Here is a 24,685-nt window from a genome sequence, read left to right as displayed (position 1 = left end):
TCTCTTTTTTAATTTTAAATAATATGATTTTTAATGATAAAAATAAGCGGATTTTTAAATTATTAGCTAATTATACTATATGTGATTTGTTATTTAATTCATTGATAATTAATGTTATATAAATTTAATCATGATATTAAAACGATCAATAAAGTTAATTTGATAGGTATTAACTATTGAATGATATAATTTCGATCGATATAAACGTATTTACAGATTTATTTACTGTATCTATATTTTAATAAATTAAATTTCCTGCACTTTGGATATATCCATTTTTTATTGCGCTATTTGCTCAATTAATTGGCTACCTTTGAGTAAATAAAATTAAAGCTATTTAAATTGGTTTTAATATTATGAAAAACAAATATCGATTACGTGAAGAAGTTGGTTCATTTATCAGAGAAGCACGGCTTAATTGTTCGTTAACTGGTGAGGAATTAGGACGTATGCTTCATATTAGTCAGCAACAAATATCTCGCTATGAACGTGGAATTACAAGCATAAACATAGAAACGCTTGATGCTATATTAAAGGAACTCGGTAAGGATTGGTCTGAATTCTTTTTTAAAGTGATTGCTAACTATTCAGATGAAATAGCAGAGATAAAACTACAAGATAATTTTTTATTTCAAGATAAAAAATCAAAACATTCTTATTACGATAAATTAAAGTTCAAAGCCTTACATGACCTTTAATAACGAATAATCAAATTCAAATACTCTTCATTAATTATGTAATTAGTTGTTATTTAATGTTTTTCTGTTCCATTAATTATTTAATGGTGTATTGCGTTTCTTTAATTTTTAAACGAAAGGAAAGTCATTATATGAAACTTAATCAGTTAACAATCATTACACTGCTGGCAACATCAGCGACTTCTTTTAGTATTATGGCGGAGAACACAGGTACAGTGAATTTTATCGGTACAGTGGTGACTTCACCCTGCAATATTGCTCAATCATCATTAAAACAAACTATTGATTTTGGTCAGCTTTCTCGCCGTGGTTTAGAGAATGGCCGAACGGCTGAAGTGAATTTTAATATTGAATTAACGGGGTGTGATTTTTCAGATTACACCAAAGATGGTGCAGGGGCGCCAGCGGCAGTGAAAAGCATGGAGTTAGTCTTTACAGGGCAAAACTACGCTGATGCGGGTAACACTTTGCTCTCAACCTCTCCGGGCAATGCAAACAACGTGGGTATTGGTATTGATGGTTTTGAATTTGGTAAAGCTAAAGATATTTTATCGAGCATTATCAATAAGAAGGGGGATAACACCTTAACCTTCAAAGCATTAGCTAAAGCGGTTGATACCACAAAAGATGTCGCTGAAGGTAAGTTTAGCGCCGTGACTAACTTCCGAATTACCTATCAGTAAGCATCTGAGTCTACCGCCAGTGAACAACTGGCGGTATCAGGACTGGATTGAAGGAGAACGTTGAGGGAGACAATTGTGATTGTTTATCAATGGGTAACTCGCCAATTAGCTCAACTGATGACGATGACTATTCTGGTATGCCCGATAACTTCAGGGGCTACAGTGAATAAAAAAATAGAGCTTAATGCCAGTGCAACGCTGAAAGGTATTGTCATCGCGACACCGTGTTCGGTTGTCATGGAAAATAGATTTCAAACGATTGATTTTTCACCTTTGGCAATCCCTCTGCTTGGTACGAAGTTGCAGCGTGAGCAGCATAACCAACCTTTTATTATTGAGTTACGAGACTGTGGAAGCCTTTATTCTTCACTCGACAGTAAAACATGGTTTATTCGATTTGCAGGGGAAACAGCGGAACACATTGATGCATTTGTACTACGAGGCGCATCACAAGGTCTTGGGGTTTCTGTCCTTGATAACCGTTTCAATACACTGATTCCAAACCAATATTATCCTTTGTCTGACAATGTGTTGCGACAAGATAAATCAAGCAAGGCACTCTATCTACAGTACTTTTTACGTCTAGAGCTAACTGGGCAACCTATTCAAGCGGGTAACTATCAAGGGTTAATCCGTTTTTTTATCGATTATCAATAACGTCGATTATCAATAACTTGTAGATAAACATGATCTCGAAATCATTTTCGAGAGGGGCACACTCGTCGTATTTGGGATGGTATAGAGCATGATGTTCAAACATAGCAAACTAAGACAGACGATTTTATTGGCGCTAAGTATGGGGATTGGCAATAGCTATGCTGCTGAATTTAATACCGATGTGTTAGATGCCGAAGATATGAATAACATTGATATGAGCCAATTTTCTGTTGCGGGATATGTTCCACCTGGAGACTATATTTTGACGGTTTTTGTCAATGGTCTGCGCTTAGGTGAGCCGCGAGATATCGCTGTTTTTGATGATAAAAATGCAAAAAGTGCAGGTTCTCAGCAAGTGTGTCTGGCGCCTCAGTTGTTGGATTTTATGGGGCTAAAAAAATCTGCAGAGGAAAAAGTTACATTATTTCATGACGAAAAATGTTTGAATTTTTCAGCTCTGGCTGGGGTGCAAACCAAAGTGGATTTGCCTTCTATGTCCCTAAAAATGACCATTCCCCAAATGTGGATGGAATATCGGGATCCTTATTGGGTTCCCCCCAAATTATGGGAAGAGGGGATCAATGGTCTATTTGTGGACTACAGCGCGAATATTTCTGCCACAAAAGAAACCGATGGTGACAAGCGCGTTTACTTATCCGGTAATGGTACATCGGGCATTAACATTGGGGCTTGGCGGTTGCGCGGTGACTTCAATGGAACGTATCAAAAGCAGCATGGGGGCAGTTATTCACAAGAAAAACATAACTTTGATTTCAGTCGGTTATATGCATTTCGCTCATTGAAAGAAGCGGCTGCGCTACTTACGATCGGGGAAAATAACTTTTATTCGGACGTGTTTGATTCTTGGCAATATACAGGGATTTCCGTTGAAAGTGATGATCGTATGCTGCCGCCAAAATTGGTGGGATATGCCCCTGAAATTATCGGGGTAGCAAAAACCAACGCCATTGTGATCGTCCGCAGTCAGGATCGGATCATTTCAGAAACCTCTGTGCCACCAGGGCCTTTTCGTATTCAAACACTGGATAGCGGGATCCGCGGTGTGCTGGATGTGACGGTGCGCGAAGAAAACGGGGAAGAGAATAAATTTAGCCTCAGTACCGCATCGCTACCCTATTTAACCCGTCCCGGCCGGATAAACTATAAAGCGGCAGTGGGGAAAACACGATATGACAATCGACATTTAACGGGGGAGCCCGTCATTAGTGGTGAATTGTCATACGGTGTATCAAATGCATGGTCGCTATATGGGGGAACGCAGCTTAATGCCTATTACCAAAGTGCGGCTTTAGGGATTGGGCGTGACCTGTTCTCTTTCGGGGCGGTCGCGGTGGATATTACCCAATCTTTTGCTGATTATTCCGATGACGATAAAGGCCACTTACAGGGGCGTTCTTATCGCTTCAATTATGCTAAGTCATTCGAGGATCTCCGTACCGATATTACCTTTGCGGGCTACCGTTTCGCTGATAAAGAGTATCGAACGCTGATGCAATATATGGATGAGAGCAGAACTGGGCACTCACCGCGAGCGACCAAGGAAAATTACCAAGTCTATTTAAATAAATACTTTGATGATTTCAACATCTCATTAAATTACCAATACAGCACTTACTGGCAGGATGACCCGCAAACCCAGTACGGTTTATACGCTAATACAAGCCTTAATTTTCCTTCTCTTTCCCAATATAGCGGCAATATTGCTATCTCTGCGACACGAACGGAGCGGAGTAATGGTTATGAAGATGATGCCATTAACCTCTACTTAACGATCCCGCTGTACAGCGGGCATAGCCTAACGTTTTCTGAGCTGTACTCTCGTTCCAATAAAAAGAATCAATATAACCATAATGTGGGATATAGCGGTTATGGGGATAGGGATAATTACAGCCTAACGATGGGGTATAACCACGGACAAGATGTGGATAGCCAAACGAGCTTGAGCGGCTTTTATTCCCGTGATCTCTCGGATGCCAACGTGTCCATCAATGGCAGCTATGTCCCACATCAATACCGCAGTGTCGGGGCATCGATTAACAGCGGGCTCACGATAACAGGCAAGGGAGCAGCGCTGCATCGCTCCGCCCATGGTGATACTCGCTTAATGGTGGAAACCTCGGATATTGGCGGAGTTCCGCTGAATAATGGCATTACAAAAACTAACCGCTTTGGTTTGGCGGTGATCCCGAATGTGAATAGTTACCGTAAATCCTCGGCTTCCATTAATACCAGTAAATTACCGGACAACATTGAAGCACTCAGTGCCACCAGCGATATCACACTTACAAAAGGTGCGATTGGCTATCGAAGCTTCCCTGTGATGAAAGGGGAAAAACTCTTCTCGGTGATTACCTTACAAAATGGCAAAAAACCACCGTTTGGCGCCAGTGTGCGTAATGAAGCGAATCAAGAGCTAGGGATAGTTGGAGAAGATGGGGTGACTTGGTTGGTGGGTATCGAGAAAAATGCGGCGTTATGGGTGTATTGGCGCAACCAAAAACAGTGCCAGTTAACTTTGCCTGACTCATTAAGTAGCCCTTCCTCAATGCTGTTACTGCCATGTCAAAAATAATCGGCATGCCAAAAATAACGAAATTTTTATTATCTTTAATCTATGAGGTTGATTATGCTGAATTTTAAATTTATTTCCGCAGCATTGATAAGCATGCTTATTGGAATTCCACAAGTCTCTTATAGCGCGGTGACTCTGGATAGAACGCGAATTGTTTTTCCGGGCAATGAAAACTCTATTAATGTGCGCATCGCGAATGATAATCCTGAAGAAGCCTATTTAGCACAAAGTTGGATTGAAGATCTTCAAGGTAAAAAATTGACTCAAGGCGCAATCCTTGCCACACCACCGTTACAGCGCGTAGAAGCCAATAGCCACAGTTTAGTGCGTTTGAGCAAAACGCCGTTATTAAGCCAATTACCCGATGATAGAGAGTCCGTTTTCTATTTCAATTTGCGTGAAGTTCCGCCGAAATCCACGGAAGAAAATACACTGCAAATCGCCCTGCAATCCCGCGTCAAACTGTTTTATCGTCCTGAAAAAATCCTCGAAGCTGCTCAAACTAAATGGGCGCACAACATTACGTTGCAAAAAACGGCCAAAGGCTACCGTTTGAATAACACCACGCCGTTTAATTTAACGGTGATTGGGGTGGGGAATAGCAAAAAACAGTCGGAAGAGAGTGCTTTCGAAGTTGTGATGGTCGCCCCAAAATCCACATTCGATATCAACAGCCACACACTGACAACGCCGTATTTAACCTACATCAATGACTATGGTGGCAAGCCAACACTGGCATTTCGTTGCCAAGGAGACACCTGCACGGTCTCCGGGGAACAGTAATGGAACCAAGGCATAAAAGGGGGAGAACGTGGATGAATATTATCCGGTTAGTTATCGGGATTATCACAATGACCGTAAGTGCTTGGGGGCAAGGCGAGGAATTTTTAGGCAGCGTGCCACCTACTGAATCCCATTATGAATCTTCCCATGTGGGGTGGTTTTTGGTGAATGCCACGTTATTCAATGCGCCATGCAGTTTAGAGGTGGGGAAAATGTTGAAATTGACCCATTGCGGTGCTGGGGTTGCATTTAGTGAAAATAAGAATGGAGCAAAAACTCCCGCACTTTTGCGGGTGGTGGATGCCTTAACGGGGGAAGAAACAGTGCGTTACCCCGTGGGACTTATTGATGGAAATAACTCCGTTCAGCTCCCTTCTGTGATTGATAAAGCACACCCACTGCGACTGGAGGTGAGTTATGAGTAAGCTAACCCTGTTCTGGTGGTTGCTGGCGCCCCTTTTTTGGAGCTTTTCGACTCAAGGTAATGCGCAATTTCTGGATGTGGAGTTTAGCGGGGAGTTAGTGCACCGCTCTTGCAAAGTAAGTGCAGGATCCGTCAAAAAAGAGATCCCATTAGAAAATTTACGCATGCAGTCTCTTAATCAGGGGGAGATCAGCGCTATCACGCCATTTACCATTGAAATTGACCATTGCCGGCGTGCAGAGCTGGGAAAACTTATCAAGGTAACGTGGCATGGAACGCAGCTAGTGAATATTGATGGGGACAACTACCTTATTACTCAAGGCGATAGCGGCGTGGTGCTGGGGATTATGGATAGTGAAGATAAACCCATTGCTTGGGATGAGCCGATGAATGTAGGCAGCGTTGCAGTGGTGAATGATGAGCAGTCTTTATCCTTTGGGGTGGTGGCGCGAAAGCCCCCTAATGGCTACGTCAGTACAGGGCAGTTCTCCGGTTGGGCGACGTTTTCCGTGGAGTATAAATAGTGAAGAAAATCAATAAAATCAGAAAGTATTGGTGGGGTTTACTGCTATTTATCTCACCGGTGGTTTATGGGGATGTGTTTGTGGATGTCATGGCGACAATGGTCGACCCTGCTTGCCATGTACGCAGTGAAAATAACGATTCGCCGCTACAAATTAATTTTGGGGGGGTTGAAATTAATGGCGCGCCGGAGATTTCGTTAACCAAAGATTTTCCGGTGTATATCAGTGGGTGCTCAGGGAGAAAAACACTGTCGGTGCTACTCAACCCAAAAGGCTATGGAACAGAGGAGTACCAAGGTCGGCAAATTTTATCCACCAGCGCAAAAGGGTTGGGGATCGATTTTTTTGATATTACAGATGGTCTGACATTTCCTTTAGAACTCAATCAATTACAAACCATCACGCCACAACCTATCAGTGCGACGGAGCACCGTATTAATCTTCAAGCAAAGTTGGTGAATACACGGCCACTCAGCCAATTACCTGCGGGAAGATTCACGTCGGCAATGATGATCTCAGTCACTTATCACTAATGGGAACAGCAATATGTTGAAAATTAAATCCATCGTGCGGGTAGGTTGTTTAGTCGGTGGAATACTGTCGGCGATGATAGCTCATGCGGATTATGCGGCACAAATTATCGATGCTAATACGGGTTACACCATACGCGTGAATAACAGTAGCACGCTGGCGGATCACCCTGATAGGGGGTCAGACGGTCAAAATTACTATCAAGTTGGGGAGCCTTTTGTGGTGGATAGTAACCTTGCGGAACCGACTGGATTAGTGAAGTGTGTCGGGCGCCGCTGGGGAAGTACGAGTACGCAAATTCTGCCAGCAAATGCGTTTCATCGATTATTTATGTATGTGCCTGAAACGGGGTTTTCAATTGCAGGACTCAAAGCGTATCGGTTGAATGCCAACCTCGTGATGACAGTGCAAGCCGACATGATGGAATGGACGAACCGCAGCTCAGGTGTGTGCTCAATGTCTGACGCGGATACGACATTTGATGTCCCAAGGTTTGATAACCATTTTCCTATCACCATGACGTTTTATATCAAAGAGCAAATTATCGATGGGCAGTTGATTATTAGTGAAATGCCATTAGCGGGTTACGTGCGTGCATTTACCAACCCGAAAGTGGCCCCCCCTTATGATAGTTGGCCACTTCACGAATCTTCTGTGCCATTACGCTTGGCGGCTTCGCAAATTAATATCGGTGCAAAATGCACATCCAGTACCAGCAGCGGGGAAAAAGGGATACTGAACCTACGCCATGGGCAATTAAACAGCCTGCAATATGACAATCGTGCTAGTGGTCAAGTCACTTACAATTGTCTCTTTCAATCCTCCACAAAAGTGAATTTACGTTTGGATTACACACAAGATGACGATCCACAAAAGCGCTTACCGATGAAAAATGAGGCGAATGATACGATCTACAGCTCACTGGTGATTACGGATCTGGAAACGGGACAATCCGGCAAAGAGATCAAAGCCGAAATTCATAGTATGAAAGAGTTTGAAATCAGTAGCCACCTGCAAGGAGAAAATGCCCAATCGGGAGACTATCACGGATCTGCGTGGCTGATTGCCACCTTGGATTAAGGTTAGGGCTCAATATGCTGAATAAAACTCGATGGGGTTTGTCCGAGCCATTTTTTAAACATGGTGGAGAACGAACCCACATTGCTGTAACCAAGATCAAATGCCACTTCCGTGATCGACTTACCCGCTGAGATCCGGCTAATTGCATTGAGTAAACAGGCTTGTTGTCGCCAATCTGAAAATGACAAACCCGTTTGTGCCCCAAAAAAGCGGCTAAATGAACGGTCGCTTTTGTGCAACTTTGTAGCCCATTCTTGGGGAAGCGAGGTAATTTGCGGTGATTTTAAAAATTCGCGGCACAGGGCCGCGAGGCTTTCATCTCGCGGGATAGGGGCAAAGAATGGCAGCGGCTCGGCTCGCGCCACTTCATGGAGGATTAACTGCATCAATGATCCATCGCGTCCGTTAAGATCATATTCCAGCGGCACATCAACCGCTTCTAATAACAATTGGCGAAGTAAAGGCGTGACGCGCAAAACTTCGCATCGATTGCCTTGGCGGGGCGCTGCCGCAGGTTCGATATATAAGCTGCGGGTGCTGACATTCAGCATCCGTGTTTCATGTGCCGTATTCTCTGGGATCCAAACGCCGCTGTCGGGGGGAATAACCCACTCACCATCTTCAGTGCTCACCTCAATTAGCCCCGTTGCACCATATAAGAATTGAGCGCGGCGGTGCTTATGAGAATCCAATAGCACGTTGGGTAAGTAGTCCGTCGCAAGTGCGATAACATTCCGGGCGACACTATCAATGGTACTTAGTGGAATATTTCTCATCGTAATTTTGGTTACCGTCGTTCATTGACTGAAATTCAAACATAACGAATTATTTTCTGAATATAGGCAAAATTTATTGATATAACCACATGTTTCACGCGGTTGGCTGAAATTCCAATGCCTTTGGCGGTTTTTCAAAAGTTGGCTCAGTGGGAAATGTTTACGCTATCGCGGCAACCTAATGTATGCCAGAGGTAGAGTTATCATGAAAAATTATAATGATCAGAGTGAACATCTGATTGAATCATTAACCCGTCGTCGGTTTATTCAAGGCACCTCGGCGAGCGGCAGTACATTAGATACATTGGAAGAGACCCCATTGGTGATTTTATGGGGGCATAACCCGAATGAGACTATTTTCGGGCACACCAACCATTACTTCCAAAAAATGAAGAAAAATGGCACCAAGTTTATTGTGGTGGATCCGCGCTATTCCGATACTGCCTCTTCGCTGGCGGATCAGTGGATCCCGATTTTACCGACCACCGATAACGCGATGATGGATGCCATGATGTACGTGATCATCAGCGAAGGTCTGCATGATCAGACATTTATCGATACCTACACCGTTGGCTTTGATGAGCATCAAATGCCTGATGGAGTACCGGAGCATGAATCCTTAGTCTCCTACTTGATGGGGAAAAAAGATGGCGTGGTGAAAACCCCTGAATGGGCGGAACCCATTACCAAAGTGCCTGCACAAACCATTCGCCAGCTTGCCCGTGAATATGCCACAACCAAACCCGCAGCCCTAATGCAAGGTTGGGGACCGCAGCGTCATATTTGTGGGGAGCGCTCTGCGCGTGGTGCGACATTGCTGGTAACTATTACGGGAAACGTCGGTGTGAAAGGGGGGGGGCTGCTGGTTATGGCATGGCCGTGACGCCTGATCTTCGTAAAACATTGGCGGGTCCCAGCCTGTTTGAAAACCCAGTTAAAGCGAAAATTAATATCACCAACTGGGTACAAGCCTGTGAGGATGCCAGTCTAGTCACACCAGATAACGGCTTAAAAAATGCAAAAAAACTGGATACCGAAATCAAAATGATTTTTTCCCTTGCGGGAAATTACATGACGAACCAGAACCCCGATATTCGCCATGCCGCCAAAGTGCTGGAGGATGAAAACAAGGTTGAGTTTATCGTTTACAGCGATCTGTATATGACCCCAAGCGCCAAATATGCCGACATTTTACTGCCTGAAACCAGCTTTTTAGAACGTTGGAATGTTGGCGGGACATGGGGCACAGGGAACTACATTATTCTGTCTGAAAAGGTCGCGGAGCCTGAATTTGAACGTCGCAGTGATTATGAGTGGCTCTGGGATGTGGCAAACAAATTAGGTGTGGGTGAAAAATTCAGTGAAGGACATACGGAAAAGCAGTGGATTGAGCATCTAGTGAATGATGCCCATGAAAAACGCCCTGAAGATGGCATTCCCACTTTTGATGAATTGCTGGTTAAACGTCGCCATCTTCTGAAGCATAAACCTCATACAGGGCATGTGGCATTTGAGAAAAACATTAAAGACTTGGCCAATAACCCGTTTGAAACCCCATCGGGCAAAATCGAGATTTTCTCGAAACGTCTGTATGACCGCAATGATAGCGATATTCCAGCGCTCTCCCATTATGTGCCTGCGATTGAAGGCCCTGAAGATGCTCTAACACAGAAATATCCGCTGCAATTGATTACGTGGAAAGGGCGCAACCGCGCGAACTTCACTCAGTTTGCGAACCCATGGTTGCAAGAAGTGCAGCGCCAAGAGTTGTGGATCAACCCGATCGACGCGAAACGCCGCCAAATTACAGAGGACGATCGCATGAAGGTGCATAACGATCGAGGTATCACGATGGTACCTGTCAAAATCACGTCGCGGATTATGCCGGGAGTAGTGGCATTGCAAGCGGGAGCATGGTGGCAGCCAGATGAAAATGGTGTCGATCAAGGGGGATGTGCCAACGTTTTAACATCTGCACGCAGTACAGCAATGGCGCACGGTAATGCCCATCAAACCTTATTGGTGGAGGTAGCAAAAGCATGAGTAAATTCTACGTTTATCCCGCAGTGAGTGACAAACAACTCGGGTTTTATATTGATTCGGCGCGCTGCTCAGGATGCAAAGCGTGTCAGGTTTCCTGCAAAGATAAAAATAATCTCGAAGTTGGACGTAAATTTCGTCGGGTTTATGAAATCACGGGCGGAGAATTTATCTAAAATGGCTGCGGCAGTTGGGAGAACAACGTGTTCGCCTACACCCTGTCTATCTCGTGTAACCACTGCGCCGACCCAATGTGCGTAAAAAATTGCCCAACTACTGCCATGCATAAGCGTGAAGGGGATGGCATCGTGATGGTCGATACGGATAAATGTGTGGGTTGCGGAACTTGTGCGTGGTCGTGCCCCTATGGTGCGCCGCAGATGAATCCTGAAACCAAGCAAATGTCTAAGTGCGATTTCTGTATTGATTTACAACTGCAAGGGCAGACTCCCGTATGTGTGGCGACGTGCCCACTCGGTGCAATTCAGTTTGGCCCTATTGATGAGCTGCGCGAGCGCTTTGGCTCGCAAGCGGATGTGAAAGGGCTGCCAGACTCATCCATTACTCATCCCAATTTAGTGATCCACCCGCACCAAGGGGCGGGGCGTCATACAGCGATCCATGGAGCGAAAAAATGAATGGCCACTATTAATATTTACCTTGCTGATGCAAGCCTCTATCGGGTTAAGCGTAATGCTGGGGATTTGTGCAAAAAGATTGGCGACGACTTTTGGTGGAAATCACTATGTTCTTGTGGTGGGTTGTGTTTGTGCGCTGATTGCGGAATTTATGCTGCGTTACTGTTTTTATACGATCCATATTTAAAAATGAATAACCGAGCCAGATAGGTTCGGTTATCTAATTTACGCTTAAAGCATGGGTGACTAAGCTGCCTTGATCATTGATATACACCGCAATAAGTTTACCATTTTGCCGATGACTCCCTTCTAGCTTTTCAGTTGAATACGGTGGGATCATAACGCTTTTCGCGATGGGGGTATTTTGGCTATTTTCATAATAGAGCTGTGAAATATTCAAAAAATAAGGGGTAGGGTTTTTAATCGAAAGCTGATCCTCGGAATGTAAGGCACTCACGTTATTGATAAATGACTCTACGCCACTGGCAAGCGCTGCGGGTCGATAAAAAACTTTGATACGAATTTGTAGCGCTAACTGAATAATATTCATTCCTTCTTTATTTTGAGGTTTTGGCGAAATATCAAGTACATTCAGGTAAAAAACAGATTCTCTATCTTGTGGTAAATTCCCACCAATAAATCGAATCCGTAATTGCGCGCCATCATGAGCGGCGATTTTGGTCACCGGCGGCGTCACAATAAACGGCGCCTCTGTTGTTTCAGGGGTGGAATGGATATTGCCCTCATCAACCCAACTCTGTACTAAGCTTGCTTGTTCACTGTCATTAATGGTTTGAATATTGGCAGATTTTTGGTCGCTTAAGTAAATCAAACGCGTTTTTTTGAGTATTAAGCTCGCGTGCGTCTGTGAGCTGAGAAGGAGCAACATTAAACTGTAAATAATCCCTTGAATATGTCGCATTTTTTCATCCTTCTAATTATAAGACATGACCACCGTTGCGGTGCTGGATACAGGGCCTTGCGTCACGATAGCAGGGGTATAAGGGTAATAGTAAGCCCCCATGTTGAGGGTAAATGATGGGGAAATAGGACTACCTTTTGCCACAGTGAAAATAGACGTTGCGGTATTTTGTGCAGCCACGCTATCGGAGAGGGTAATTGGGGTGGTGGGATTACTTGCAGTGACTAATCGAAAACCTACACCTGCGGCGCCTTGGCTGGCGGTGTTATTCATGGTGGTTTTATCTGTTGCGAGTAAGCTGCTGCTGGATAAGAAAATCTTGATATCCCTTGATGCGTTGCCTCCCGCCAGAAAATCACTGCAAGTGAAGTTGAGGTTAAAGGGCGTATAACCTGCGCGTGTTGCTGATTTGACGGTACTGATGCTGACCGGGGGTAGCGTGACCACTAATCCTTGGTTAGCAAAGTTACACGTGGTGGTAATGGGGTTATAGATGACTTGAACGGGTTGCAAGTAGATATCATCAGGTTGAGTGGTCCAATTGAGTCCAAGTAAAAATGCTAAAAGTCTAGCCACCACATCAAGAAGCCATTGTACAAGACCTAAAGTGGATGCATCCGAAGCAAAAACAACGGGGTTAATGGTTGTGGCGCTTCCTGCAATTTCAATATAGTTCGTGCTCGGTTTGACGGTCACAAGGGTAAATTGCATGGTGAAATTTACATTGAGTTCATTGGCATTGTGGGTACCGGGGGACAAGTTTGACACATTGTTTTTTTCTAATTTGGTGACGGTCACTTCGACTAATTGTTTACCTCCATTAAATCCCACGGTCGCTTTTCGACCTTGAAATGGTGAGGCAATGCCAACGACATTAGGGAGTAATCCATTATTGGTACAAGTAAATGTGCCGGAAAATATGGTTCGAGAGTCTTTGGTTACGACAGTCGATGAGCTAGTTAAATCGTTTGATAAATCAAACGTAATAGGGGTCGCCGTGACGGTTGTCGCTTGTCGACAATTGGCTGAAGCATACTGGCTGACGGCAAGTAAACTTGAAAATAATAGTGCCAATGTGGTTTTTTTCATTGGATGTTCCTTTATTGACAGCGGTTTTTACCTTTATCCATCGTGTTAACCGGTTGATGGATCACGCACTCTTTTTCCCCTTTCAGCTTGATGTGCAAGGCTGAAGGTAGCTGTTCACTCTTAAGGTACAGCACGCCAGATTGCCCTACATATCCAATACTTTGCTGCTGTGGATCGACGACTTCTGTCCCGAATGGCAGGCTATGACCATCTGTTTTTTCACCACGTAAAATAAAGGTTTGTCGAGTGTCTGTTTCTAACTTGATGTAGTTAACTGCGCCTTGGTACGGGCTGATGTTTGCCATATTTCCGAGCACTTCAGCGCCAGCCGTGTTTTCGGTATCAGACAGGGTATAAGAGTTAGCGCGATAAGGGGTGCTGTTGGTCACGAGCACCACACCGCGCTGATTGGTTAGCGTGGTTTTATCGTCATTGACCATCATATTATTAGCCATTGGGGCATCAATGATGGTGTAGGTATCCCCGGTATCACCCGATAAGGCGATATGGTTAGGGATAGCAACCAAGGTACCTCGGGCACCTAACCCTGCCTGACGATAATCATTCGCTTCGGTATAAGAACCGGATAATGTGGTGTAAGGGTGTTTATAGGTGATATTTCCACCGAGGACATTATTGCCCCCAGACTGATTCGTACCTGTCACGGTGTAATTAATTTGGTTATTTTTCCCCGCGATGCCACTGACACTCAAGGCTGTTTGTTCATAGTGAGAGTCAGTAAAATAGCTACCTAAGCTCACGTTAGCGCGTTTTTCAAATAGGCTAATGGGAACGCTGATATTCATATAAATGCGGGTTTCTTCGTCATTATCATAGTTACGCATGCGTGATACGGATACGCTATAGGAGATATCGTTGTAGTTGTTGGCATAACCGACTTGGTATTCTCGGCTACTGCCGTGAGTGTTCCAGTAATCACGATGGGTTCCAGAAACAAAAACAGAGCCATAGTCGTCGCCAAGTTGCTGATTCAAGTTAACGGTGAAGGTATTTTTCGCCCGTGAGCCTCGTAAGGCATCGAAGTTACTTAGCGAGAGATCGGAATTACTATTATTATTGCCAATTTGGTTGGCATTTTCGTCTTGATATCGCTGCCACGCTTTGTAGTTATCATGGGAGTAAATTGAATCAACAAAGCTATAGTAGCCACTGGTAGAATAGCGGTATGTGGCGAGAGTTAAACTGGTCGAGGTGGCATCAATAAATTTACTGTAGGTTAAACGATAGCTTTGACCACTCTTATCTCCGCTATCTAATTTAGTTTTGGCGTGAGTGATGTCCGCGGAGATAGCACCAAAGCGAAAGTTCCAACCACTCCCAATGACGGCGGAGTAATATTTTTCACTGAGCAGAGCGCCGGAATAGAGCGTCACTAAGTTATTCAAGCCGTAATGATATTCACCTTGAATAAATTTAGGTTGGTATGAGGTATTGTCGATTTTTGCTTGCCCAGCAAGAACGTTATAGTTGGAAACACCCTCTTTGAGCATGTCGGGTACGGCGGAGTAGGGAACAGAAAATGACTCTTTTCGACCATCAGCCTCTTGTATGACCACCAATAAATCACCGCTTCCGGCGCTAGGTTGAATATCGTTAAACGCGAACTCTCCTGGCGGCACGTTTTCTTGATAGACCAAATACCCATTTTGATAAACGGTGACTAAGGCGTTGGTTTGTGCGACGCCGCGAATAATCGGCACAAAGTTTTGGCTTGAGTTCGGCAACATACCCACTTCCGTTGCGAGCATTATTCCTCGCATACGGATGCTATTAAATAGCGCCGTTGGTGTATAAAAATCGCCAGCCTTCAGCCCTGAATTAATCTGGCTGATTGGGCGGTATACATAACGGGTGTTATTGCGCCATTTTTGCGAGCCATGGGATGAATAGCGATAGCTTGATTCATCACGAAATTGCCATGCACCTAAATTGACACCCGAGTTGAGGGTGGCATAGAAATTTTCATTATTTCTCTTCTCGTGTTTCTTCTCTTTATAACTGTAATAGTTTGTATTATAAGCAAAAATAATGGCTGGTACGCCATGTTGCCATAAGCTGGGATCAACATAACCAGATTCAGATTGTTTAATCGACACTTGTGGAACAGTAATGTTTAGTCGCAAGTCACTGATTTTAAATTGGTAATGTAGGTTGGGTGTCAGTGAGCTGAGTTGAACATATGCGTTATCCTCAGTCTTCTCTGTTTGGTTAGGCGTGGTTTTTAAGCCGAGCTTAGGGACATCACTTTGCGCAATGCTGATTTGCTTCCCATTATCTTCAACATTGATGTCAAACTGTCCTTTCCAAACCTGATTAACATAGATGTCCGCAAGCTGTTTGCCCGCTGGGATTTGTCCATCAGAATAGAAACGAGAAATATCTCCTTTTGCAGATTCACCCACCAAAAGGGAGGTATCAAATTCATCTGCAAATGCATTTTTTAGATAAGTCTGTAGCCCTATTAAAATAAGGATGTAGAGATAATTTTCTTTTTTCATGATGGTTTCTTCTGTTAAAGCTGAAGGTTTTTAGATTTGAAAACACCATAATCATCAACATATGTCAGAATAAGATTGTTACCTTTTAACTGCTTTTTTAACGGCAGTGTTTTGGATGTGTGGGGTGGAACCATCTCTGAATCAACAAGCGCTGTTTTTTTATCTTCAGGCGTTGTAATAGCAGCAATTGTAAAGTGGTATTGGGAATTATTATTCACGACAATACCGTTATTATTTAGCTGGTAATTAATATTGTCCGTGATATTTTCAGGTGATTCAGTTAATCCCTTAGGTCGATAAAATAATTTTATTCTTGAACGCGCCGCTAATTGAATGACATTTTTTCCTTTCATTGAATCTGGCGCTTTAGGAATATCTAGGACATTTAAATAAAAAACACTTTCAACATTATCTGGAAGTTTTCTATCTGTTTTTTTAATTTTTAATTGTTGACCTTGCAAACCCTCTATTTTGATAATAGGAGGATAAAGATAAAACGGTGCATCTGAATTTTCAGGCGTTGAGTTTATATTTCCATCATCAATCCAAGATTGAACTAATGACGGTGTTTTACTGTTATTAGTTAATTGAACAGACATGCTTTGTGCATCTTCAGGATATATAATTCTTGTTCCTGTAATAATAATGTTTGAAAATGTTTCTTTAGAAAATAATAAAAGAAGTAAGAATAATAATTTTATTTTCATAATAAATTCTCACTAAAAGCTAGGTTCAGAGGAACCTAGCTTGAGTTTATTGTTATAGATATGAAACGGTATAAACAACGTTTGACTGCAGCGCACCGACAGATGCGGCAGTCGCATTTGTTTTGTAGTAGCTAGCAATTAAGTTCAATGTTGCACCCGCAGCTGAAGTGGTATTGGCTGCGGTTAACTGAGTATCAAAGGTCGTATTTAATGGAATAGCAACGGTTGGTGATCCAGTCTGTGACAAGCTAAAACCCACGTTACGAGCAACGGCCGGATCATTTTCGTTCACTGTTGTATTCATTAAATACAGGCCTGAAGGCGAAATATTACTTGAAGAGAAGTGAAGTTTTAATGTTCCTGCTGGTGTACCTCCACCAACAATTGCACAGTTTGAAAAGGTAAGCCCAAAGGCTTTTTGGTTTTTTGTAATAACTGTACTTGCCGTTGTTCCTGCATCAGAAGATATAATCGGATCTAAAGCAATCGACATATCAGCGCTGTTATTACCATTAATCGTACAGGTAGTATCACTAATTGCACCGGAGAAAGAAATAATACCTCCAGGGCTATTTGTGGCAGCAATTACTGAGCCAGATAACACGGATAAGGACAGTATTGATAGAGAAAGTATATGTCTAGGCATAATTAACCCCATCGAGGTTCTCGATTAATTAAAATAAGTGATTTTTTCGCTAACCAGAATTGATTAGCTTTTTAAGCTTAGACAAGGTTTAAAGATCTTCAAGATATGTAAAGTGGAATTCTTAGGTTTATAAAGCCAATGATTTTAAATTTTCAGATTAAAAATCTGCATTTTTTGCTTTTAATTGTTTTATATACTATTTTTTGCTTGTAATGAGTGATGCTACTTAGTTAAGTGTAGATAATATAAGGAAGATTTTATTTCTTGGTTTTTTTATATTTTATTTTTATTCTGGCATTTTTTGTTTTTATTTATTCTCAATATTTAAACAAGTAAAGTGAGTATTATTTTTTTCTAATATTTTTGTTTAATTAATTAAAAATTTATTGAGTGATTAGCATTGTTAATTATGTGGTTAATTTTTGATGGGATGTTTTTCAATTTAACTGCACATTGAGTTGTGGGGGTTCAAAAAATTAGTTCAAAAAAAGAGAGCATAAACGCTATTTTTGAATAAGAAATAGTGGATTAAAAATAACTAAAATTACCTTGATATAGATGAATAAAATGAAAATTAAAACAATTCTCATTTCTGATTTTTGAATCATAATGATAAGTAACATAACGTAGAGAGATGGGGTGCAAAATGGTCGGACTTTTCAATCGTTGTTTGTCACATGAAGACGCAGGAAAATTGCTGTTGCGCTTAGCGGTGGGTGGGTTAATGCTATTTCACGGAATGAGCAAGTTGCTAACAGGTGCGAGTGGCATCAAAGGGTTGTTAGCCTCTTATGGTTTACCTGAATTTATTGCTTACGGCACAATTTTGGGTGAAGTGGTTGCCCCTATTTTCATTGTGTTGGGTATTTTAACCCGACCATCTGCGTTGTTAGTGGCGTTCACGATGGTTGTTGCATGGTTAATGGTGGGATTAGATAAAACGTTTTTACTGGATAAAACAGGGGCATGGGCGATTGAGAGTATCGTTTATTTCTTTGTAAGTGCGCTGGCGATTGCTTTGCTGGGGGCTGGGAAATATTCCGTGGTGAAAAGCGAAAATTGGCGATAAATAGTGTGGAATAGTGAAAAGGGCATCGATTTCGATGCCCTTTGTTTGATAACGAAAAATGCTATTTAGCACTAAATTCTAAGATGGTTTTCTGTAAGAACGCATCTAACAGGCGACTATCTCTACAAGACGGCTCTGGAAATTGGTAGCGTTCCATGTTGTCTATCGTTTCTTGGATTAATGCATCAATAGCGGGTCTGCGCGCACCATAAAAGCTTTCTTTGCCTCGACCTTTTATCTCTAGCAGCGTATTAATTTCTGCTAATACATCCTTTTGGCTAACACATGCCGCGACTAAATCACTAAAAGCCATCGGTGGCATATTTTTATGGTTCTCTATCCATCGCAAGGCTAATACTGATCGTAAGATATAAAAGTATTTTTTTAATCTCACTTCTTCGCCCTTAAAATCAGTGTGTAAGTTCCTTTTACTGATAGAAAGGTAGTGATAACGCGCTTTTAACGGCGAGTAAAATTGTTCAGCCAGAGATGCTAACTGAGTAAAAAAGCCCTCATCTTTATGATAAACAATCGGTGATTGTAACCATTCAATTAATGCGGGGTTGGAATTACGCATCAGTTTTAAGGCTTTTGATAATTCCCAACCCGATACATCTAGCTCGTCATCAATCGGCTTTTCTATCACATCACGTTTTCTATCGAGTGTTAGGTACCACTCAAGTGAATGCACATAGATAAAGCGCACATCATAATCGCTGTCTTGCGAGGCAAATCCCCAACCACGACTACCGGATTCACAGGCAAATAATATTTTGATTTGGTGAGTGCGTTCTATCTCGCTTAATGTTTCACGTATCCTTTCTTGCATAAGCATGGATACGCCATCACTTATTTTTTCCATGCTGCTATTTTCCATTTGAACGCCTAATTGGGGAAAATTACCCCTTCACACATACCACTTGGCGTAGCGTATGCACAATTTCTACTAGCGACGATTGGGCTGCCATAACTGCATCAATGTCTTTATAAGCCATTGGAATTTCATCAATTACATCGCTATCTTTTCGACATTCAACATGCGCCGTCGCTATCTTTTGGTCGCTCACTGAAAAACGTTTTTTAGCTTCTGTTCGGCTCATTACACGTCCTGCGCCGTGGCTACATGAGCAAAAACTCTCTTCATTTCCAAGGCCGCGAACAATAAAGCTTTTGGCTCCCATTGAACCTGGAATGATCCCCATTTGTCCTTTTTGGGCAGATACCGCCCCTTTTCGGGTTACTAGGATCTCTTCACCAAAATGTTGTTCTTTCTGCACATAGTTATGGTGGCAGTTTACCGCTTCTTGCTGGGTCATAAACGGTTTGGTGATTTCTTTCGATAGCGCTTCCAGTACGCGGTGCATCATCACTTCACGGTTATGGCGAGCAAAATCCTGCGCCCAACCTACGGCTTCCATATAGTCGTTAAAATATTGGCTTCCTTCTTGGAAGTACGCCAAATCACGGTCTGGTAAGTTGGCGATATGCTGCTGCATATCTTTTTGCGCTAAGGTAATAAACAAGTTACCAATCGCATTTCCCACACCGCGAGACCCGCTATGTAGCATCACCCAAACGCGGTCTTGCTCATCCAAACACAGCTCAATAAAGTGGTTTCCCGTTCCCAACGTTCCTAAGTGATTGTAATGGTTAGTTCCACGCAGTTTTGGGTATTTATCGCAGATGCGTTTGAACTCTTCATCCAGTTGCGCCCAGTGGGTATCCACAATATCAGGGGTACGATGCCAAGCGCCTTTATCTCGACCGTGTCGATGGGTGGTTCGTCCGTGAGGTACCGCAGCTTCAATGGCAAAACGAATATTTTGCAGGCTATCGGGTAAATCCGATGCAGTTAATGATGTACGCACCGCAATCATCCCACACCCGATATCCACACCAACCGCCGCAGGGATAATCGCCCCTTTAGTTGGGATCACGCTCCCAATGGTGGAACCTTTACCTACATGCACATCTGGCATCACTGCTAGATGTTTAAAGATAAACGGCATTTTTGCCGTGTTTTGCAACTGGGTTACTGCCGCAGGATCAACGGGAACTCCGTGAGTCCACATTTTTACTGGCGCACTATTGGGTTGCATGATTTGGTTAAAGTTATTGTTATTCATTGTTATTCCTTAATTTTTACCAATCCGTTTAATACTTGATCCAATCCACCGTAAACGGAAATTTGGTCGATTCGATGTGCAATACTTTCTAAGGTTTCGAGCTCTTTTAAACGCAAGGCAACGGGATTGTTTTCCATCACTTTGGCAGTATTTAACAGTGAGCGCGTGGCAGCGGTTTCTTCGCGGCGACGGATCACGTTGGCTTGCGCCGATTTTTCGGCTTCTACAACCTGAGACAAGATGGTACGCATGTCTCCGGGTAAAATAATGTCTTTCACACCAATGCTATCGATTTCTAAACCGAAGGTGAGGGCGGTTTGTACCACATGCTCCATCATCAGCTGGTCGATTAACTGCTTATTTTCCAACAGTTCATCTAAGGTACGTGTGCCGATAATTTCACGCAGGGCAAATTGCAGCTCGCGATATAAATAATCCACGGGTTGGCTCAATTTGGATAACGCCAACAAAATGTCGGCATAGCGCCAGTTTGCCGATAAGTTAACACGCAAAGTGACTTTATCTTTGGTCAAGATTTCCTGACCGCTGACTTCCAAGGCCTGTAATCGCGTATCAATCACGTCCACTTCAGGCTTACGACAAATCTTCCAGTAACCGTAAGTGCCGGGTTGTAAAATCGATTGGATCTCGCCGTCTAATTTAAAGATACCGACATGCCATGCAGGAACTTGGCTGATTAACGCCAAATCGGTACCTTTGATACGTTTTTTACCTGCCAAACGCGCCAGCAATGTTGGGTTGATAACGACATCGTCCGTCAATTGGGTTTCGATGCGCAACGTATTGCCCGTTTTCCAGTACAGTCGGCGCGTCGCGGGCGCTAAAATTTCCGCTAGGCTGTTATGCAAATAAACAAAGCCCATTTCATCGTCTGCGAGAGTGATGTTCACGCAGTATTCTTCAACCCAATCAGGATGAAACTGGCGTAAATGCTCAGCAAGTTTCTCTTCAATTGGGTCATTATTCAGTTCAAACAGTGAAACCGTCAGTTTATTAAACCAATCATTGAGGCGATGTTCGCCAGCCACGAACAGTTGCTTGAAATCGCCTTTGTTTGAAGTCAGTGCAATGTATCCCTGTGCCACGTTAATTTTTGTCATTGTTATTTTCCTTTTTATTTATAGAGGTGTTATCGAAATCATCGACGAAGCGAGGAGGGAAACAATCGAGCGCCTTACGGCTGTCTACTGTTCTGCTCAATGCCCGGTGCGATGATTCGGATAACACTGTGTGGCGAAACGGCAACCACGTTTTATTCATTTGGTTTTGAATGTCGGGACTCGAACCCGATAGCGCATGCTATTACCAGATAGGTCTTACTAACGGCGGAATACAGACCATGCAGTGGGGCTAGCCACCATGTCTGCACCGGTAGAACTGAAGTTCTGACAAATTCCGGTAGTGGACAATCAGACTATAGCCAGATGCGTGCCAACTTTTTATAAATGCCATTAAATATTTTTAATTTATTGATATTTAATAATTAATTATTTCGATGATTTTTTTGGTACCATTGTTAGGCAGAATAACTTATGCTTATTTATATATTTTTATATCGCCTTTTATAAATATTTATAATATGAATCAAAAAAGAAAAGTGGTTATTGGCGTATTGGGTACCGTGCTCGACCGACGTGGTAAAAAAGCCAATCGCTGGAAAAAATGGCGCCCTACTGTGGGGCTGTGCCAACAAGCAGATTTAGATATTCACCGCTTTGAGCTTATCCACCAGGTGAATGACTATTCGTTAGCATGCCGTGTGAAAGAGGATATTGAGCAGGCATCGCCGAAAACTGAGGTGGTGCTGCGTGAAGTGGATATTGCGGATCCATGGGATTTTGAAGAGGTCTACACTTCACTGCTGGATTTTTCCGCAGACTATCCTTTTGATACGGAAAACGAAGAGTATTTGGTGCATATCACCACGGGCACCCACGTGGTGCAAATCTGTTGGTTTTTACTAACTGAAGCCCATTATTTGCCCGCAAAATTGATCCAAACTTCACCGACTCGTGGGGAACGGGAAACCGATCCGGTGGGTATGTATGCGGAAATTGACCTCGATTTAAGCCGTTACGCGCAGATCACCAGCCGTTTTGAGAACCAGCAACAGACTCAGTTGGCGTTCTTAAAGGCGGGTATCGCCACCCGTAATCGGGCGTTTAATGCCATGATTGAGCAAATTGAGCGCGTGGCACTGCGTTCTAAAGCACCGATTTTGCTCAATGGCCCTACGGGTGCAGGGAAATCTTTTCTCGCTCGGCGAATTTATCAATTGCGCCAAGGACGCCACCAAGTTAAAGGGCGTTTTGTGGAGATCAACTGTGCCACTTTGCGTGGTGATAATGCAATGTCTACGTTATTTGGGCATGTGAAGGGCGCATTTACGGGCGCGCTTAATCCACGCCAAGGGCTATTGAAAGAAGCTGATGGCGGAATTTTATTTTTGGATGAAATTGCCGAATTGGGTCTTGATGAGCAAGCAATGCTATTGAAAGCTATTGAAGAAAAAAGCTTTTTTCCGTTCGGGTCAGACAGTGAAATTCAAAGCGATTTCCAGTTGATTGCAGGAACCCATCGCAACCTTGCCGAGTGGGTGGAAGAGGGGAAATTCCGCGAAGATTTATTCGCCCGTATTAATATGTGGACATTTGCGTTGCCGGGGCTGGCGGATCGCCGTGAAGATATTGAGCCGAATATCGATTATGAATTGGCAAAATTCTGCCAAGCGGAGCAGAGCCAAATCCGCTTTGATAGAGAAGCACGTCAACACTATGTTCAGTTTGCTTGCTCCCCTCAAGCCGCATGGCGTGGTAATTTCCGTGAATTAGGTGCTTCAATTTCCCGTATGGCAACCTTCGCGGAACATGGGCGTATCACCCAGTCAGTGGTAGAGGAAGAAATTCAGCGCTTAAGCCAGCAGTGGCAGCCAAAATTTAAGCGACAACTTCCTGAACAAGTGGGGGAAATCGACCTATTTGAGCAGCAGCAGTTGGCCACAGTACTGGATGTGTGCAGGAAATCATCTTCTTTGTCTGAAGCTGGGCGCACGTTGTTTGCGGTGTCTCGCCAACAGAAAAAACAGCCGAATGATGCAGATAGGCTGCGAAAGTATTTAGCCAAATTTGGGTTGGATTGGGATAAAATCAGACAGATTTAAAGAATAACAACGATAAAACAAGGAATTATGATGGAGCTGACTTTCTTAGGTACTAGCGCAGGTGTGCCAACAAAAGAGCGCAATGTCACCAGCATGATATTAAATTTAGTCGGTATCCGTAAAAGCTACTGGCTGTTTGACTGTGGCGAAGGGACTCAGCACCGAATCTTAAACAGTCCCTTTAAAACACCCAAGATCGAGAAGATTTTTATTACCCATTTACACGGTGACCATATTTTTGGGTTGCCGGGATTGCTCTGTAGCCGCTCTATGGGGGGAACGACGGATCCCTTGACGCTATATGGGCCGAAAGGGCTGAAGCAGTATGTGGAAACTGTTTTATCAGTGAGCGACTCCTACATGACTTATCCTCTTGAGATTGTAGAAATTGAAGCAGGTGAGTTATTTGATGATGGGGAGCTAATTGTCACAGCGTATCGATTGGATCACCGCGTAGAATGTTATGGCTATCGTATTGAAGAACATCCAAAACCGGGGGCGCTAAATGTGCAAAAACTGGAGCAAGATGAGATCCCTCGTGGACCTTGGATGCAGGCGCTGAAGAAGGGCGAAGTTATTGAGTTAGAAGATGGTCGCACTGTGAATGGAGCCGACTATCTTGGTGAGCCAGTCACAGGTAAAGTGGTCGCAATTTTTGGGGATACCATCCCAACCCCACAAGCACTTTTATTGGCGAAAAATGCTGATGTTATGGTGCACGAAACTACGTTAGAAGTGGCGCTAGAAGCGAAAGCTAATGAGCACGGACACTCATCAACCCGCCAAGCGGCACAGCTTGCCAAGCAAGCGGGGGTAAAACGGTTTATCGCGACGCATCTCAGCGGGCGCTATGGCACAGAGGATATTCCTCGTTTACTGGCGGAGTGCCAAGCTGAGTTTCCTGAAACACAGATAGCGGAAGATTATTTGACGGTGCGGATTTAGTGTTGAAGCAATCGACACGGGATAAAACGTGTCGATTTTGTTCGAATGAATAGT

Annotated in this window: 22 protein-coding genes and 2 pseudogenes; 15 read left to right on the top strand and 9 right to left on the bottom strand. The window is 43.4% G+C overall.

The features are described 5' to 3' along the window. Window positions 1-356: 356 nt before the first annotated feature. The 9 genes from GKR48_RS00795 to GKR48_RS00755 all read left to right on the top strand — a co-directional run bounded on the left by GKR48_RS00795 (window position 357) and on the right by GKR48_RS00755 (window position 7,973). Window positions 357-698 (top strand): helix-turn-helix domain-containing protein, encoded by a 342-nt coding sequence (locus GKR48_RS00795; protein WP_154626198.1) that lies wholly within the window; start codon window positions 357-359, stop codon window positions 696-698. Window positions 699-829: 131 nt separating this feature from the next. Then, window positions 830-1,381 carry a fimbrial protein gene (locus tag GKR48_RS00790; RefSeq protein ID WP_154626196.1) on the top strand — a complete coding sequence of 184 codons (552 nt, stop codon included), beginning with the start codon at window positions 830-832 and terminating at the stop codon, window positions 1,379-1,381. Window positions 1,382-1,456: 75 nt separating this feature from the next. Further along, window positions 1,457-2,038 (top strand): fimbrial protein, encoded by a 582-nt coding sequence (locus GKR48_RS00785; protein WP_336431098.1) that lies wholly within the window; start codon window positions 1,457-1,459, stop codon window positions 2,036-2,038. A gap of 88 nt (window positions 2,039-2,126) precedes the next feature. Next, window positions 2,127-4,631, top strand: a complete 2,505-nt coding sequence (locus GKR48_RS00780; protein WP_154626193.1) for a fimbria/pilus outer membrane usher protein — start codon at window positions 2,127-2,129, stop codon at window positions 4,629-4,631. 93 nt (window positions 4,632-4,724) lie between these two features. After that, window positions 4,725-5,414, top strand: a complete 690-nt coding sequence (locus GKR48_RS00775; protein ID WP_230088546.1) for a fimbria/pilus periplasmic chaperone — start codon at window positions 4,725-4,727, stop codon at window positions 5,412-5,414. A gap of 32 nt (window positions 5,415-5,446) precedes the next feature. Continuing rightward, complete coding sequence (locus GKR48_RS00770) at window positions 5,447-5,839, top strand: hypothetical protein (protein WP_154626189.1); 393 nt, start codon at window positions 5,447-5,449, stop codon at window positions 5,837-5,839. Continuing rightward, window positions 5,832-6,362, top strand: coding sequence for a fimbrial protein (locus GKR48_RS00765; protein WP_154626187.1), 531 nt, complete (start codon window positions 5,832-5,834; stop codon window positions 6,360-6,362). Before GKR48_RS00770 ends, GKR48_RS00765 begins: the two co-directional genes overlap by 8 nt. Further along, on the top strand, window positions 6,362-6,895 hold the full coding sequence (locus GKR48_RS00760) for a fimbrial protein (RefSeq protein ID WP_336431097.1): 534 nt from the start codon (window positions 6,362-6,364) through the stop codon (window positions 6,893-6,895). Before GKR48_RS00765 ends, GKR48_RS00760 begins: the two co-directional genes overlap by 1 nt. 13 nt (window positions 6,896-6,908) lie before the next feature. Continuing rightward, on the top strand, window positions 6,909-7,973 hold the full coding sequence (locus GKR48_RS00755; RefSeq protein ID WP_154626186.1) for an adhesin: 1,065 nt from the start codon (window positions 6,909-6,911) through the stop codon (window positions 7,971-7,973). A gap of 2 nt (window positions 7,974-7,975) precedes the next feature. On the opposite strand, the gene GKR48_RS00750 is transcribed toward GKR48_RS00755, so the two are convergent. Next, window positions 7,976-8,749 (bottom strand): AraC family transcriptional regulator, encoded by a 774-nt coding sequence (locus tag GKR48_RS00750; protein WP_154626184.1) that lies wholly within the window; start codon window positions 8,747-8,749, stop codon window positions 7,976-7,978. Between the two features lie 271 nt (window positions 8,750-9,020). Between GKR48_RS00750 and GKR48_RS17985 the strand changes: the two are divergent. The 3 genes and pseudogenes from GKR48_RS17985 to GKR48_RS18100 form a co-directional block, all read left to right on the top strand. Then, a pseudogene (locus GKR48_RS17985) lies at window positions 9,021-10,792 on the top strand (molybdopterin-dependent oxidoreductase); the annotation flags it as partial. Beyond that, window positions 10,789-11,427, top strand: a pseudogene (locus GKR48_RS00740) (DMSO/selenate family reductase complex B subunit). The pseudogenes GKR48_RS17985 and GKR48_RS00740, both read left to right, overlap by 4 nt. Next, a complete protein-coding gene (locus GKR48_RS18100; RefSeq protein WP_154626181.1) occupies window positions 11,411-11,614 on the top strand; it encodes a hypothetical protein in 204 nt (67 codons plus the stop codon). Before GKR48_RS00740 ends, GKR48_RS18100 begins: the two are co-directional and overlap by 17 nt. Window positions 11,615-11,647: 33 nt before the next feature. On the opposite strand, the gene GKR48_RS00730 is transcribed toward GKR48_RS18100, so the two are convergent. Genes GKR48_RS00730 through GKR48_RS00710 form a run of 5 tightly spaced genes read right to left on the bottom strand, consistent with a single transcriptional unit; the run spans window position 11,648 to window position 17,310 of the window. After that, window positions 11,648-12,349, bottom strand: coding sequence for a fimbrial biogenesis chaperone (locus tag GKR48_RS00730; RefSeq protein WP_154626179.1), 702 nt, complete (start codon window positions 12,347-12,349; stop codon window positions 11,648-11,650). A 12-nt stretch (window positions 12,350-12,361) separates the two neighbouring features. Then, complete coding sequence (locus GKR48_RS00725; RefSeq protein WP_154626177.1) at window positions 12,362-13,438, bottom strand: fimbrial protein; 1,077 nt, start codon at window positions 13,436-13,438, stop codon at window positions 12,362-12,364. 11 nt (window positions 13,439-13,449) lie between these two features. Continuing rightward, window positions 13,450-15,957, bottom strand: coding sequence for a fimbria/pilus outer membrane usher protein (locus tag GKR48_RS00720; RefSeq protein ID WP_154626175.1), 2,508 nt, complete (start codon window positions 15,955-15,957; stop codon window positions 13,450-13,452). A 14-nt stretch (window positions 15,958-15,971) separates the two neighbouring features. After that, a complete protein-coding gene (locus GKR48_RS00715; protein ID WP_154626173.1) occupies window positions 15,972-16,664 on the bottom strand; it encodes a fimbrial biogenesis chaperone in 693 nt (230 codons plus the stop codon). A 52-nt stretch (window positions 16,665-16,716) separates the two neighbouring features. Then, window positions 16,717-17,310 (bottom strand): fimbrial protein, encoded by a 594-nt coding sequence (locus GKR48_RS00710; protein ID WP_006663314.1) that lies wholly within the window; start codon window positions 17,308-17,310, stop codon window positions 16,717-16,719. A 646-nt stretch (window positions 17,311-17,956) separates the two neighbouring features. Here GKR48_RS00710 and GKR48_RS00705 point away from each other — a divergent pair. Further along, entirely contained in the window at window positions 17,957-18,379 is a 423-nt protein-coding gene (locus GKR48_RS00705; RefSeq protein WP_006663313.1) for a DoxX family protein, read from the top strand. Between the two features lie 61 nt (window positions 18,380-18,440). On the opposite strand, the gene GKR48_RS00700 is transcribed toward GKR48_RS00705, so the two are convergent. The 3 genes from GKR48_RS00700 to GKR48_RS00690 are packed head-to-tail and all read right to left on the bottom strand — an operon-like array spanning window position 18,441 to window position 21,626. Next, window positions 18,441-19,256: a nucleotidyltransferase domain-containing protein gene (locus tag GKR48_RS00700; protein ID WP_442959354.1), complete on the bottom strand. Its 816-nt coding sequence runs from the start codon at window positions 19,254-19,256 to the stop codon at window positions 18,441-18,443. A gap of 22 nt (window positions 19,257-19,278) precedes the next feature. Beyond that, window positions 19,279-20,505 carry an RtcB family protein gene (locus GKR48_RS00695; RefSeq protein WP_154626171.1) on the bottom strand — a complete coding sequence of 409 codons (1,227 nt, stop codon included), beginning with the start codon at window positions 20,503-20,505 and terminating at the stop codon, window positions 19,279-19,281. A gap of 2 nt (window positions 20,506-20,507) precedes the next feature. Continuing rightward, window positions 20,508-21,626 (bottom strand): slipin family protein, encoded by a 1,119-nt coding sequence (locus GKR48_RS00690; protein ID WP_154626169.1) that lies wholly within the window; start codon window positions 21,624-21,626, stop codon window positions 20,508-20,510. A gap of 479 nt (window positions 21,627-22,105) precedes the next feature. On the opposite strand from GKR48_RS00690, the gene rtcR reads away from it, so the two are divergent. After that, window positions 22,106-23,686: an RNA repair transcriptional activator RtcR gene (gene rtcR / locus GKR48_RS00685; protein ID WP_036959877.1), complete on the top strand. Its 1,581-nt coding sequence runs from the start codon at window positions 22,106-22,108 to the stop codon at window positions 23,684-23,686. A 30-nt stretch (window positions 23,687-23,716) separates the two neighbouring features. After that, window positions 23,717-24,631 (top strand): ribonuclease Z, encoded by a 915-nt coding sequence (gene rnz, locus GKR48_RS00680; protein ID WP_154626208.1) that lies wholly within the window; start codon window positions 23,717-23,719, stop codon window positions 24,629-24,631. The last annotated feature ends 54 nt before the right edge of the window (window positions 24,632-24,685 follow it).

The organism is Providencia sp. wls1943 (assembly GCF_009706275.1).
Taxonomy (GTDB): domain Bacteria; phylum Pseudomonadota; class Gammaproteobacteria; order Enterobacterales; family Enterobacteriaceae; genus Providencia; species Providencia zhijiangensis.
This window is presented reverse-complemented; position numbering and strand designations above follow the sequence as displayed.

Excerpts from the sequence above, each read along its gene's own strand:
- GKR48_RS00795 (WP_154626198.1), top strand. The coding sequence starts at position 357 with ATGAAAAACAAATATCGATTACGTGAAGAAGTTGGTTCATTTATCAGA.
- GKR48_RS00790 (WP_154626196.1), top strand. The coding sequence starts at position 830 with ATGAAACTTAATCAGTTAACAATCATTACACTGCTGGCAACATCAGCG.
- GKR48_RS00780 (WP_154626193.1), top strand. The coding sequence starts at position 2,127 with ATGATGTTCAAACATAGCAAACTAAGACAGACGATTTTATTGGCGCTA.
- GKR48_RS00775 (WP_230088546.1), top strand. The coding sequence starts at position 4,725 with ATGCTTATTGGAATTCCACAAGTCTCTTATAGCGCGGTGACTCTGGAT.
- GKR48_RS00770 (WP_154626189.1), top strand. The coding sequence starts at position 5,447 with ATGAATATTATCCGGTTAGTTATCGGGATTATCACAATGACCGTAAGT.
- GKR48_RS00765 (WP_154626187.1), top strand. The coding sequence starts at position 5,832 with ATGAGTAAGCTAACCCTGTTCTGGTGGTTGCTGGCGCCCCTTTTTTGG.
- GKR48_RS00755 (WP_154626186.1), top strand. The coding sequence starts at position 6,909 with ATGTTGAAAATTAAATCCATCGTGCGGGTAGGTTGTTTAGTCGGTGGA.
- GKR48_RS00750 (WP_154626184.1), bottom strand. The coding sequence starts at position 8,749 with ATGAGAAATATTCCACTAAGTACCATTGATAGTGTCGCCCGGAATGTT.
- GKR48_RS18100 (WP_154626181.1), top strand. The coding sequence starts at position 11,411 with ATGGAGCGAAAAAATGAATGGCCACTATTAATATTTACCTTGCTGATG.
- GKR48_RS00730 (WP_154626179.1), bottom strand. The coding sequence starts at position 12,349 with ATGCGACATATTCAAGGGATTATTTACAGTTTAATGTTGCTCCTTCTC.
- GKR48_RS00725 (WP_154626177.1), bottom strand. The coding sequence starts at position 13,438 with ATGAAAAAAACCACATTGGCACTATTATTTTCAAGTTTACTTGCCGTC.
- GKR48_RS00720 (WP_154626175.1), bottom strand. The coding sequence starts at position 15,957 with ATGAAAAAAGAAAATTATCTCTACATCCTTATTTTAATAGGGCTACAG.
- GKR48_RS00715 (WP_154626173.1), bottom strand. The coding sequence starts at position 16,664 with ATGAAAATAAAATTATTATTCTTACTTCTTTTATTATTTTCTAAAGAA.
- GKR48_RS00710 (WP_006663314.1), bottom strand. The coding sequence starts at position 17,310 with ATGCCTAGACATATACTTTCTCTATCAATACTGTCCTTATCCGTGTTA.
- GKR48_RS00705 (WP_006663313.1), top strand. The coding sequence starts at position 17,957 with ATGGTCGGACTTTTCAATCGTTGTTTGTCACATGAAGACGCAGGAAAA.
- GKR48_RS00700 (WP_442959354.1), bottom strand. The coding sequence starts at position 19,256 with ATGGAAAATAGCAGCATGGAAAAAATAAGTGATGGCGTATCCATGCTT.
- GKR48_RS00695 (WP_154626171.1), bottom strand. The coding sequence starts at position 20,505 with ATGAATAACAATAACTTTAACCAAATCATGCAACCCAATAGTGCGCCA.
- GKR48_RS00690 (WP_154626169.1), bottom strand. The coding sequence starts at position 21,626 with ATGACAAAAATTAACGTGGCACAGGGATACATTGCACTGACTTCAAAC.
- rtcR (WP_036959877.1), top strand. The coding sequence starts at position 22,106 with ATGAATCAAAAAAGAAAAGTGGTTATTGGCGTATTGGGTACCGTGCTC.
- rnz (WP_154626208.1), top strand. The coding sequence starts at position 23,717 with ATGGAGCTGACTTTCTTAGGTACTAGCGCAGGTGTGCCAACAAAAGAG.